The following is an 11,763-nucleotide window of genomic DNA, read 5'->3' on the forward strand; positions in this document are numbered from 1 at the left end:
ACGCGCCGGGGGCGTCACGCCCCGCGCGCGTGTCGCCGGCTACGCGCCCGCCCGCCGGGGGCCCAGGCTCCGGCGCACCGGCCGGGTCACGCTCCGCGGCGGACGGTCCGTCCATCGGCTCCCCCTCGATTCGTTGTACCCGGTCGGGTCACTTCCCCGTGTCGGCCGCCTTCACCAGGGCGTCCTTGGTCACGGCGCCGGCATACACCTTGCCGTCGTCGGTGATCAGGGCGTTGACCAGGCGGGTGGAGAAGACCGTGCCCTTGCCGAACTTCCCGGAGACCGGGTCGCCGAGCGAGCCGAGGAAGCCGCCGAGGTCACCGCCCTGGGAGCCGGAGGGCATGCCGCCCTTCGCATCGGTGTCGAAGGCGGCGACGGACGTCCACCCCTCACCGATGACGTTCATCCCGTCCAGACCCCCGGCGAGTCCCTCACCGTGCCGGGGGGTGTGCTCCGGCGCCTTCCCCGCCTCCTCGTCCTCGGTGACCTTCGCGCCCTTGGGCGGGGTGAAGTCGAAGGTGGACGCGGCCGGCCGGCCGAAGGAGACCTGGGTGAAGCCCGCGTCGACCACGGCGGCGCCGCCGCTCTTCGGGGTGAGGGTGAACTTCAGCGGCAGGCCCGTCTTCGCGTCCACGGCGATGCTGATCGCACCGACCGTGCTGCCGGCCTGCTTGGGCTGGATCAGCAGCTTGTAGGCGTCGCGTCCGGCGACGTGCGCGGTGCCGTCGACGGTGACGGACGTGGTGTCGTCCACCGCCTTCAGAGCCTCGTCGGCGAAGTCCTTGGGCGTCGCCGACGGCCGGGCCCCGCGGTGCTTGCCGGAGTCGGCCGCGGTGGAGTGGTAGACCTCGTTGGTCTTGCTGTCGTAGCCCCAGACGTCCTTGCCGTCGTGAACGAGGCTGTACTCGGCGCCGCGCTCCAGCAGCGACAGCTTCTGCCGGTCCGGGCCGTCGGCGGCGACGCGCAGGGTGTGCGTGCCGGTCACCAGCTCGGTGAGCTTGGCCTGCGGGTCGGCGGAGGAGCCGTCGCCGGAGCCCTGGGCCGCCCCGGAGAGCATGCCGTTCTCCAGGCCGCCGAGGTCGGGCAGGCCGAGGTCGGTGCTGATCTTCACCGTGCCGGACAGCTGCTGCACGTCCGACTTGGCCATCTTCTCGATGAGCTGCTGCGCGGTGATCCTGGGCAGGTCGGGGTCGCCGGAGTCGGCGAGGGCCGGGACGAGCCCGATCGTGGCCGCCGCCACCCCCACCACCGCGACCGGGACGGCGTACCGGGCGGCCTTGCGCCGGTTGGGGCGCGGATCCTCGTCCCGCGCGGCGTCCACTGCGTCGTCGGATTCGTACGGTGCCATGTGTGCCTTACCTCCGTCGTCGGCGGCGGCTGTCCTCACGCTGGTCCACCTGAGCCGCCATTCTCACCCGAATCGGTGAGGAGTGGTGATTTCCGTGGTTCCCATATGACCAAATCAGCCGTGAAGAAGCGTCAGCCCTCGGAGGCAACTGCGAGTACGCCTGCGGTATGACACGCGACGGCGGTGTCTCCCCCGACCCGTAGGGGTCGGCCGGGACGACGCCGCCGTACGGGTGGACGGCCAGTGACCGGTCCGCGACCCTGGGGAACCCCCCGACCGCCCCCGGCCGGGCCGACCGAGGCGGTGCACCGGGTGAGCGCGCGGCAGGGCGCGCGGTGCACCGGGTGAGCGCGCGGCAGGGCGCGCGGTGGACCGGGTGAGCGCGCGGCAGGGCGCGCGGTGGACCGGGGTCAGCCGGCGCGGTGCACCACCGCGTCGCACAGCTCCAGCAGCGCGGCCTTGGCGTCGCACTCACGCAGCGGGGCCAGCGCGGCTCGTGCCTCCTCCGCGTACCGGACCGTGTCCCGGCGGGCCTGCTCCAGCGCGGGGTGCGCGCGCAGGGCGGCCAGCGCCTCGGCGTGCCGGGCGTCGTCGCTGAGGTCGGAGGCCAGCAGCTCGCACAGGGCGATGTCCTCGGCCAGCCCGAGCTTGGAGGCCCGCTCGCGCAGCCGGAGCACCGGCAGCGTCGGGATGCCCTCGCGCAGGTCGGTGCCCGGGGTCTTGCCGGACTCGTGGGAGTCGGAGGCGATGTCCAGGACGTCGTCGGCGAGCTGGAAGGCGACCCCGAGCCGTTCGCCGTACTGGGTGAGCACGTCGACGACCGTCTCGTCGGCGCCGGACATCATCGCGCCGAACCGGCACGACACCGCCACCAGGGAGCCCGTCTTGCCGGCGAGCACGTCCAGGTAGTGCTCGACCGGGTCGCGGCCGTCCGAGGGCCCCGCGGTCTCCAGGATCTGACCGGTGACCAGCCGTTCGAACGCCAGGGCCTGCACCCGGACCGCCTCCGGGCCGAGGTCGGCGAGGATCTGGGAGGCGCGGGCGAAGAGGAAGTCGCCGGTGAGGACCGCGACGGAGTTGCCCCAGCGGGTGTTGGCGCTGTCCACGCCGCGGCGGACGGCCGCCTCGTCCATGACGTCGTCGTGGTACAGGGTGGCCAGGTGGGTCAGCTCCACCACCACGGCCGACGGCACGATGCCCGGCGCGTACGGGTCGCCGAACTGCGCCGCGAGCATCACGAGCAGTGGCCGGAACCGCTTCCCGCCGGCCCGGACGAGGTGCTGGGCGGCTTCCGTGATGAACGGGACCTCGCTCTTGGTGGCATCGAGCAAGCCTTCCTCGACAGCCGCCAATCCGGCCTGGACATCGGCTTCCAGAGCCTGGTCCCGCACGCTCAGCCCGAACGGCCCGACGACGGTCACGAGGGGTCTCCTGTCTGCTGGTGTCTGCTGGCGATTACACGGTTTGTCGATAGGTCGCTGCCATCACTCAAGTCAGCGTATCCGGTCCTGTTTCGATCACCGATAGCGCCCACCGGTCCAGCTTGGGCGGTATCGGATCACGACCGGCATGGTTTTGATCACACGGTAAGAAGGGACATTTGCTGACTTAACAGTAATCCGGGCACTGTGTCGCGACCTCTCCGCGCCCCTTTCCCCACACTTCCCCCTCACCGGCACTACGACAACGACGGGAACCGGGCCTCAGGTTCCACCACCAGTCAGACTTCAGGGCTGAATCCCCCTAATCCCCCATGTCTGATTTAAAGTATTTTGCTATTTCGTGAGTTGGGTCACGCACCCACCCGGACCGACCCGCCCCCCGGGACCCCCGCGACCCCTTGCCCCGTCGGCGAGTTGAGACTTGGCGAACGCAAAGGATCGAGCACCCCATACGACGTCGATCAAGGTCAAACCGCACGTTGTATGAATTCAGTACTTGTTCCCGGCATGTGCTCTCGCATACGTTCCGGGCCGTCGGGCGGACGCCGAATCCTGCCACCGCCCGCATACCCATCCACGAACTCATTCGTAGGGCAGGAGCGGGGGACCCAGGTAAGTCGCCGGTCCGGACGGCATATGCCGCACCGGGACGGCTCGGGGTGAAGCCGTGCCTCTTCCAGGGCACGGCCGGGCACCTCCCCGCCCGAACCCGACAGCTCACCTCGCAGGCGCCGGAGAGGAACTCCCCCATGTCCGCTGCCGCTCAGCACCTCCGTACCCGGAACAGCCGCCTCGTCCGTGCCCTCGCCGCCGCCGGTACCGGCGTCGCCGTCCTCGCCCTGCCGCTCGTCGGCGCGGCCGACGCCGTCGCGGCGCCCGCCGCGGCCACCACCGCCGCCACCACCCCCGCCGGTTACCCGAACAACCTCGACGGCTGGATCCGCGAGTCGCTCGCGATCATGGCCGAGAAGAAGATCCCGGGTACCTACAACGGCATCTACCGCAACGTCATCCGGGAGTCCTCGGGCAACCCGTCCGCCATCAACCTCTGGGACTCCAACGCCGCCAAGGGCATCCCGTCCAAGGGGCTCCTCCAGGTCATCGACCCGACGTTCAACGCGTACCACGTCGCCGGAACCTCGTTCGACATCTACGACCCGGTCGCGAACATCACCGCCGCCTGCAACTACGCGGCAGCGCGGTACGGCTCGATCGACAACGTGTTCGGCGCGTACTGACGGCCCACGAGGTGACGGGCGGCGCCCGGCCGGTGCGCGGCGGCCGGGGCTCGCCGGGCCGCCGCCGAGCGGTCCGTGGTCCGGCGGCCGGGTCCTAGCGCCGGGCCGGTAAGCCGGTCGGGAACAGTCTTTCGAGGACGACGGCGACGCCGTCGTCCTCGTTCGACAAGGTGACCTCGTCGGCCACCGCCTTGAGTTCGGGATGTGCGTCGGCCATGGCGACACCGTGCCCGGCCCAGTCGAACATCGGGATGTCGTTGGGCATGTCACCGAAGGCGAGAGCCCGTCCGGCGTCGATCCCGAGCCACTCGGCGGCCAGCGCGAGACCGGTCGCCTTCGTCACCCCGCTCGGCTGGAGCTCGACGGTACCCGGTCCCGACATGGTGACCGTGGCCAGCGAGCCCACCACCGAGCGCGCCACGGCCGCCAACTCGTCGTCGGACAGCGTGGCATGCCGCAGCAGAACCTTGCTGATGGGCTCACACCACAGGTCGTCGCGCCTGCCGACCCGTACCGCGGGCAGCGTCGGGTGGGGCATCCGGTAGCCGGGCTCGATGAGCGTGAGCCCGTCCACGCCGTCCTGGTCGACCGCCGCGTACACCTGCCCCACCTCCGCCTCGATCTTGCCGAGCGCGGTCTCCGCCAGCTCCCGGTCCAGCCGGACCGACCACAGCAGCCGGTCCGCCCCGGCGTCGTAGACCTGTGCTCCCTGTCCGCACACCGCCAGCCCCGTGCAGCCCAGGTCCGCGAGCAGGGACCGGACCCGTGGGGCCGGACGGCCCGTCACCACCAGATGCCGGGCACCGGCCCGCGTCGCACGCGCGAGCGCGGCGAGCGACCGGTCGGAGACGGTGTCGTCGCCGCGCAGCAGCGTCCCGTCCAGGTCGGTGGCGATCAGTGCATATGCCAGGGGGGTGGGGTCCATGATCAGAGAATACGGACGCCACCCCCCGCCGACTCATCCGTGGATCAGCGCACTTACGTGCCGTCCCGGCCGCGGGTTCCGCGCGCGGGGGCCCGGTTTTCCGCACGCCGGGGCCCGGTTTCCGCGCGGGGCCGGTTCATCGCGCGGGGGCCCGGCTCTCCGCGCGCGGGGGCCCAGTTTTCGCACGCCGGGGCCCGGTTCTCTGCGCGGGGCCCGGTTCTCCGCGCGCGGGGGCCCTGTGCGGGACGGTCGTGAGGCGGCGGGGGGGCCGGCACGGCGGGCATGCTCAGCCGTGGGCCGGGGCCGGGTGGGCATGCTCAGCCGTGGGCCGCGGCCAGGTGGGCCGCCAGGCGCGGGGAGGCGAACTCCGTACCGCAGACGAAGCGCATCACCGGGCCGTACGAGGCCGCCGCCGGCAGGCCGGTGAAGTACAGGCCGGGTTCGGAGGAGACGTAGCCGGGGCCGAGGCGGGGCGCGCCACGGCTGACCTGGAGCCCGGCGCGCAGTTCGGGACCGAGGAAGTCCAGGGCCGCGACGTCCACGCGGTAGCCGGTGGCGGCGATGACGTGATCGGCGGTGAGCCGCTCGGTGCCGCCGGCATGGGTGCGTACGGTGAGTACGGGGCTGCCGTCCCGGACCTCGGCGCCCACCACCCGTTCGACGTCCCGCACCCGCACACCGTTCTCGAAACGCTCGCGCAGCCACCAGGCACCGAGCGGGCCGAGGACCCGGCGGACCAGGTAGTGGCGGGTGGCCTCGGGCAGGAAGCGGTACGGGTGCGGGTAGTAGGTGAGCGCCCACAGCGACCAGGCACGGCCGAACGGTGACTCCGGACGGAACCTGGGCTGCTTCCAGGGCGGGGCACCGAAGGCGACCCGGCCGCGCCCGCGCGCGACCACGCGCACGCGTGCGCCCGCCTCCGCCGCGAGCGCGGCGGTCTCCAGCGCGGACTGCCCGGCGCCGATGACGATCAGTTCCTTCCCGGCGAACCGGCCGAGGTCGTGGTGCTGGGAGCTGTGCGAGACCGGGGCGGCCGGCGCGGGTCCGTCCGCCGCGGCCGGGGCCAGCTCGGCCGGCAGGTGGGCGAAGCCGGACAGGCCGGTGGCGACGACGACCGCGCGCGCGGTGAACAGTTCACCGGAGTCCAGCTTGAGTTCGAAGCCGTCGCCCGGGCCGCGGTCGACGGAGACGACCCGCACCTGTTCCAGCCCGGGGACCAGCTTCTCCTGGAACCACTCCCCGTAGGCGACGAAGGTCTCCACCGGGATGACGTCCTCGTCGGTCACCAGGCGGCGGATCCCGGCCGCGTCGCAGTAGTCGGCGAGCGTGTGACCCGGCTGGGGGCAGTCGAGGCTGGAGGCGGCGGGAGTGGACTTGAGGAGCATGCCCCCGGGCATGTGGTCACGCCAGCTCACCATGGGGTCGCCGAAGACGCGCACGGGGATGCCGCGCGCCCGCAGATGGGCGGCGGTGGACAGGCCGAACGGCCCGGCCCCGATGACTGCAACCGGTCGGATCACGAAGTCCCTCCCCTGGACGCGGTGCGCCACGCTGTCGTGGCCTTGCCTACTTCGTGGTGGTGCTGCCGCCGCGGCGGCCGGTCCGCCACAGCTGATAGAGGTGCTTCGCGCCCGGGCGCACGAAGCGGGCGAGCATCGTGAGGAACGGCAGCGGGTCGTCACCCGCGTACCAGGCCAGTTCCGTCCCGCTCGCCCTGGCCGGTGCGTGCGGCGTCGTGTAGCCGCTGCGGCGGTAGGCGAGGAGGGCGGGCAGGTCGATGTTCTCCACGACGTAGCGGTGTCCGGCGCGCTGTTCCCCCTCCGGTACAGGGCGGCCGGTCAGGTGCAGGTGCATCGCGCGGACGACGTCCACGCCCGACTCGTTCTCGAAGAGCCGGAACTGGGCGCCCACGCGCGGGTTGAAGTCGAGGAGCTTGTACTGCCCGTCGCGCCGGTCGAAGCGCAGGTCGAGGTCGATGATGCCGCTGAAGCCGATCCGCTTGACGAAGCGTGCGGCGAGGTCGGCGAGTTCCGGGTTGTCGACGACGTAGGCGTGCGCCGTCATGCCGGCGTGCGGCGGCCAGGAGCGCACCTTGACACCGGTGAACATCGCCAGGGGACCGGAGTCCTGGTCGAAGCAGGCGTGCACGATCCAGTCCTCCGCCTCCTCGCGCGGCAGGTACTCCTGCAGGATCACGCCGGGCTCCTCACCCCAGTCACGGGCCAGGGCGAGCAGTCCCGCGCGCGTGCCGATCCGGGTGGTGCCGTTCACGGCGGGCCGCCGGCGCCGGACGAACGCCTCACGGTTCTTGGCCACCACCGGGAAACGGGCCGTGCCGGCGAAGTCGACGATCTCGTCGTACGACCTCGGGAACGCGGCCGCCGGGCTCGCGATGCCGTGTTCCGCGCACAGTTCGTGCAGCCCCTGCTTGCTGGCCAGGCGGCGGGGCAGCCCGGGGTCCACGCGCGGGAAGAGAAAGGGGCCGGCCAGGTCGTCCTGGTGCTCGGCGATCAGGACGGCGGCCTCCTCGTCGGTCGGGATCAGCACGGCCGGGCGGCCGATCCGGCGGCCGATGCGCAGCAGTCCCTCGACCAGGCGGCCCGGGTCCTCCGCGCCGGTCGTCGGCCACACGAACGCCTTCTTCAGATAGCGCGAGGACGCCGCGGGCGTGTAGGCGTCCTCGGTGATGGCGTACATGGGCACGCCCACACGGCCCAGGCTGCGGATCGCGCCGACTCCTCCGTGGTGCAGCGGGTAGTGACCGAACTTGACGATCAGTCCCGGCACCTCACGGTCGGCGCGCACGGGCAAGCTGACGGCGTTCTTGGCCACGGGTCCCCCCACGTGTCCCCCCAATGGAACGGCCCCACCCCGTCCGTGTCCCAAAGGACGCTAAGCCGGAATTGCCGCCTCCCACAAGGCTTATCCGGACATTACGAACTCTTTAGACACTGTGCGAGCAACCATTCGAGCGCGTCGTGAAGCACTGCCCAAGACACGCACGACGGCCGTAACGTGTGGCGCGACCACATGGAACGGATCGCCATGCACGGCCCGGATGAGAGTGAGGCAGTACCCCATGCCCCCCTTCGACGTCCCCGAGGGTGACCCCTTCGGCCCGCACAACCTCCCCTATGGCGTGTTCTCGCCGTCCGGCAGCACGGACCGGAGGATCGGTGTACGGCTCGGGGACCACGTCCTCGACGCGGCCGCTACGGCCGCCGCGCTCGGCTCGCCCCATCAGGCCCTGCTCGCCCGGCCCACCCTCAACCAGCTGCTCGCCGCCGGCCGCACCACCTGGTCGGAGGTACGCCGCGCCCTCATCTCCTGGCTCACCGACCCGGCACACCGCGAGACGGTCGAACCACTTCTCCACCCCCTGTCCGAGGTGACCCTGCACCTGCCCTTCGAGGTGGCGGACTACGTGGACTTCTACGCCTCGGAGAACCACGCCCGCAACGTCGGCCAGATCTTCCGCCCGGACGCCGCGGACTCCCTCACCCCCAACTGGAAGCACCTCCCGATCGGTTACCACGGCCGCGCCGGCACGGTGGTCGTCTCCGGCACGGATGTCGTACGGCCTTCCGGCCAGCGCAAGGGCCCCGCCGACCCCACGCCCGTCTTCGGGCCGTCGATCCGGCTGGACATCGAGGCCGAGGTCGGCTTCGTCGTGGGAGTGCCGTCGGAGCTGGGCCGCCCGGTCGCGCTCGGCGACTTCCGCGAGCACGTCTTCGGGCTGTGCCTGCTGAACGACTGGTCCGCACGGGACATCCAGGCATGGGAGTACGTCCCCCTCGGTCCGTTCCTCGGCAAGTCCTTCGCGACCTCGGTGTCGGCGTGGATCACCCCGCTGGAAGCACTGGAGCACGCGCGCGTGGCGGCCCCGGAGCGCACGTACCCGCTGCTGCCCTACCTGGACGACTCCGCGCCCGACGTGGAACCCGGCGGATACGACCTGCGCATCTCCGTCGCGATCAACGGCCATGTGGTGTCCGAACCGCCTTTTTCCACCATGTACTGGACCGCTGCCCAGCAGCTCGCCCACATGACGGTGAACGGCGCCTCGCTGCGCACGGGCGACCTGTACGGCTCGGGCACCGTGAGCGGGCCGGCCGAACAGCAGCGCGGCTCGCTGCTGGAACTGACCTGGAACGGCAGCCGGCCGCTCGAACTGCCCGACGGCAAGCGCACGTTCCTGGAGGACGGGGACGTGGTGACACTGTCGGCCTGGGCACCGGGCGCGGACGGCCGCCGGGTCGGACTCGGCGAGGTCAGCGGACGGATCGTGACGAACTGAGCGGCGGCATCGCCGGCGCGACGGTCAGCGCGTAGGCGCTGCTCGCCGTGGCGGGCGTCGCCGGGCCACCGGCCCGGCCTCGCCCCGGCTCGCTGAGGCGACCTTCCCGCCTTGCACTGCCCTGCTCCGGCGAGGCGGGGGCACGTGCGCGTACGCGCGGAACGACCGGCAGCGGCAGCGCCGCCGGTCCAGCGGGCCGCTCACGCGCGCGTGCCCCGTTCGCAGCGGATCGTCGTTCGCAGCGGATCGTCGCCGACACCTGACTCGCGCGGTCGTCTTCGCCATACTGGCAAGGACACGCACCAGGCGCGGCGCACGAAGGTGCGCCGCGTGCCCGGCACCACCGCCCCGCACGCCTCTCCGACCAGGAACCGGAGCCCCGGCATGACCGTCTGCCTGCTCCTGCTGAGCGTCGTCGCTCTGACGGCCGCCGTGCCGGCGCCGCGCGCGCTGACCCGGGCGGCATGGCCCGAGCGGGAACCCGTGGTCGCGCTATGGGCATGGCAGTGCATGGTCGCCACCGTCCTGCTGTGCTGCCTGACCGCGCTGGTCCTGGGCGCCGCGGCCGTCTTCCACACCGTCCGCGACCGCGTCTTCGCTCCCGCGCCGCCCTCCGTCACCGCCGCCTACGACCTGTCCACGGCACCGGTGTGGGCCGCCGTACTCACCGTGCTGCTGGCCTGCGGGGCCGCCTGGACGACCGCGATGCTGGCCCGGGAACTCGTCGAGGCCCGCCGCAGCCGGGGCCGGGCCCGGGCGCAGCTGCGCGAGCGCGCCCCGGAGCTCCCGGCGGGGCTGCCGGCGGCGCGGGGCCCGATGCTGGTGCTGGAGGACGAGTACCCGGACGCCTGGTGGATGCCAGGCCACCCACCGCAACTGGTCGTCACCACAGGGGCGCTGCACCGCCTCACCGATCTGCAACTGGACGCCGTCCTCACCCACGAGCGCGGACACGCCCGCGCCCACCACGACTGGCTGCTGCACCTGTCCACCGCCCTCGCCACGGGCTTCCCGCGCGTACCGCTCTTCGCCCACTTCTGCGACCAGACGCACCGCCTGGTGGAGCTGGCGGCCGACGACACCGCGTCCCGGCGCTGCGGGCACCTCACCACCGCTCTCGCCCTGATCGAGCTGAACCAGCACCGGGGTGTCCTCTCCTGCGACTCGAGCCGCCGCCTCCTCGGCGAACGCGTCGACCGTCTGCTGGAGCCGCCGCCACGGCTGCTGCGCCGGCACCGGGCACTGACGACGACGGTGGCCGCGCTGGTACCCCTGCTGCCGCTGCTGATCACGTTCGCGCCGGGCCTGACAGCACTGTCCTGAGCGAACCGCCGGGTGGCAGATCTTGCCCCGCCCGAATCAAAAAGACCAGGTCAGAGGCTTACTCAAAGGTCCGTCACCTGGCGCAACACTTCAGCAACACGGCATTCCCTACCTTGTAGGTATGGTTCCAGCCATGCCAGCCACCGACCGCACCCGAGACCATGCCGGGCAGGGCGCCGCGACCACCGTCGCCGCCCACCGCGCACGGCGCCGGTTGCGTGCGGACCAGGCCCGGCAGCTCGCCGACCTGCTGCGCCGCCAGATCCTCACCGGCGCCTTCCAGGACGGCACCCTCCCCCACGAGTCGGTCCTCGCCACCGACTACCGGGCCTCCCGCAACACCGTCCGTCAGGCACTGGACCTGCTCCGCGCCGAGGGCCTGGTGGACCGGCTGCCCGGCGTCGGCACCGTCGTCGTCGCCCGGAAGTACCCCCACGGGCTCGACCGTCTGATGGGCCTCGCGGAAACCCTCCGCGAACACGGCCAGGTCACCAACGAGGTCCGCACCATGGGCCCCGCCCCCGCGCCCGTCCCCGTGGCCGAACGCCTCGGCGTACCGGCCGGCGCCGACGTCCTCTACATCGAACGCCTGCGCCGCCTGAACGGCCTCCCGCTCTCCCTCGACCTCACCTACATCCCGCTCGACATCGGCGCAGCCCTGCTCGGCGCCGATCTGGAGCACACCGATGTCTTCCGGCTCCTGGAAGCCATCACCGGCCAACGCCTCGGCCACGCCGAGATCACTCTGGAGGCGGTCAACGCCGACGCCCATTCCGCGGCCGTGCTCCAGGCTCCGCGCGGCGCGGCCGTGCTGATGCTGGAGCGTCTCACTCACCTCGCCGACGGCCGCCCCGTCGACCTGGAGTTCATCCGCTTCCGCGGCGACCGCATCACCATGAGCGGCCTGCTGCACCGGTCGTAACCACCCTCCCTGCACTTTTCCTGGAGACAGCCATGCCCTTGGCGCCCCAGCGGGCCGACGTGCCCGTGACCATCGACGAGTCGAAGTGCATCGACGGCTGCACCCTCTGCGTGGACATGTGCCCGCTGGACTCCCTCGCCATCGACGAGAGCAACGGCAAGGCGTACATGCACGTCGACGAGTGCTGGTACTGCGGCCCGTGCGCGGCTCGCTGCCCCACCGGGGCCGTCACGGTCAACATGCCCTACCTGTTGCGGTGAGAGGGACC

10 protein-coding genes and 1 riboswitch are annotated in these 11,763 nt (G+C 72.0%); of the genes, 5 read left to right on the forward strand and 5 right to left on the reverse strand.

What is annotated here, in order from left to right; translation table 11 throughout:
* Positions 1-148: 148 nt before the first annotated feature.
* Both GT045_RS33405 and GT045_RS33410 read right to left on the reverse strand, forming a co-directional pair.
* Positions 149-1,348: an outer membrane lipoprotein carrier protein LolA gene (locus tag GT045_RS33405; RefSeq protein WP_161336486.1), complete on the reverse strand. Its 1,200-nt coding sequence runs from the start codon at positions 1,346-1,348 to the stop codon at positions 149-151.
* Positions 1,349-1,758: 410 nt separating this feature from the next.
* Positions 1,759-2,769 carry a polyprenyl synthetase family protein gene (locus GT045_RS33410; protein ID WP_161298290.1) on the reverse strand — a complete coding sequence of 337 codons (1,011 nt, stop codon included), beginning with the start codon at positions 2,767-2,769 and terminating at the stop codon, positions 1,759-1,761.
* 554 nt (positions 2,770-3,323) lie between these two features.
* A riboswitch (cyclic di-AMP (ydaO/yuaA leader) is annotated at positions 3,324-3,534 on the forward strand.
* Between the two features lie 5 nt (positions 3,535-3,539).
* Between GT045_RS33410 and GT045_RS33415 the strand changes: the two genes are divergently transcribed.
* A complete protein-coding gene (locus tag GT045_RS33415) occupies positions 3,540-4,028 on the forward strand; it encodes a transglycosylase SLT domain-containing protein (protein ID WP_161336487.1) in 489 nt (162 codons plus the stop codon).
* A 94-nt stretch (positions 4,029-4,122) separates the two neighbouring features.
* Here GT045_RS33415 and GT045_RS33420 read toward each other — a convergent pair whose 3' ends face one another.
* From GT045_RS33420 to GT045_RS33430, 3 genes are all read right to left on the reverse strand, one after another.
* A complete protein-coding gene (locus GT045_RS33420; protein ID WP_161336488.1) occupies positions 4,123-4,953 on the reverse strand; it encodes an HAD family hydrolase in 831 nt (276 codons plus the stop codon).
* A 317-nt stretch (positions 4,954-5,270) separates the two neighbouring features.
* Positions 5,271-6,473: an FAD-dependent oxidoreductase gene (locus GT045_RS33425; protein ID WP_161336489.1), complete on the reverse strand. Its 1,203-nt coding sequence runs from the start codon at positions 6,471-6,473 to the stop codon at positions 5,271-5,273.
* A 46-nt stretch (positions 6,474-6,519) separates the two neighbouring features.
* Positions 6,520-7,785, reverse strand: a complete 1,266-nt coding sequence (locus tag GT045_RS33430) for an ATP-grasp domain-containing protein (RefSeq protein ID WP_345942830.1) — start codon at positions 7,783-7,785, stop codon at positions 6,520-6,522.
* Positions 7,786-8,032: 247 nt separating this feature from the next.
* Here GT045_RS33430 and fahA point away from each other — a divergent pair, with 247 nt between their 5' ends.
* The 4 genes from fahA (at position 8,033) to GT045_RS33450 (ending at position 11,755) form a co-directional block, all read left to right on the forward strand.
* Complete coding sequence (fahA, locus tag GT045_RS33435; protein WP_161336490.1) at positions 8,033-9,250, forward strand: fumarylacetoacetase; 1,218 nt, start codon at positions 8,033-8,035, stop codon at positions 9,248-9,250.
* Between the two features lie 384 nt (positions 9,251-9,634).
* Positions 9,635-10,573 carry a M56 family metallopeptidase gene (locus GT045_RS33440; protein ID WP_161336525.1) on the forward strand — a complete coding sequence of 313 codons (939 nt, stop codon included), beginning with the start codon at positions 9,635-9,637 and terminating at the stop codon, positions 10,571-10,573.
* Between the two features lie 133 nt (positions 10,574-10,706).
* The gene (locus GT045_RS33445) at positions 10,707-11,495 is read left to right on the forward strand and encodes a GntR family transcriptional regulator (RefSeq protein ID WP_161336491.1); all 789 of its coding nucleotides are present in this window, start codon (positions 10,707-10,709) and stop codon (positions 11,493-11,495) included.
* Positions 11,496-11,527: 32 nt separating this feature from the next.
* Positions 11,528-11,755 carry a ferredoxin family protein gene (locus GT045_RS33450; protein WP_010986276.1) on the forward strand — a complete coding sequence of 76 codons (228 nt, stop codon included), beginning with the start codon at positions 11,528-11,530 and terminating at the stop codon, positions 11,753-11,755.
* The last annotated feature ends 8 nt before the right edge of the window (positions 11,756-11,763 follow it).

Origin of the sequence: Streptomyces sp. SID486, assembly GCF_009865385.1 — a bacterium.
In the GTDB taxonomy this organism is placed as follows: Bacteria; Actinomycetota; Actinomycetes; order Streptomycetales; family Streptomycetaceae; genus Streptomyces.

Excerpts from the sequence above, each read along its gene's own strand:
- GT045_RS33405 (WP_161336486.1), bottom strand. The coding sequence starts at position 1,348 with ATGGCACCGTACGAATCCGACGACGCAGTGGACGCCGCGCGGGACGAG.
- GT045_RS33415 (WP_161336487.1), top strand. The coding sequence starts at position 3,540 with ATGTCCGCTGCCGCTCAGCACCTCCGTACCCGGAACAGCCGCCTCGTC.
- GT045_RS33420 (WP_161336488.1), bottom strand. The coding sequence starts at position 4,953 with ATGGACCCCACCCCCCTGGCATATGCACTGATCGCCACCGACCTGGAC.
- fahA (WP_161336490.1), top strand. The coding sequence starts at position 8,033 with ATGCCCCCCTTCGACGTCCCCGAGGGTGACCCCTTCGGCCCGCACAAC.
- GT045_RS33440 (WP_161336525.1), top strand. The coding sequence starts at position 9,635 with ATGACCGTCTGCCTGCTCCTGCTGAGCGTCGTCGCTCTGACGGCCGCC.
- GT045_RS33445 (WP_161336491.1), top strand. The coding sequence starts at position 10,707 with ATGCCAGCCACCGACCGCACCCGAGACCATGCCGGGCAGGGCGCCGCG.
- GT045_RS33450 (WP_010986276.1), top strand. The coding sequence starts at position 11,528 with ATGCCCTTGGCGCCCCAGCGGGCCGACGTGCCCGTGACCATCGACGAG.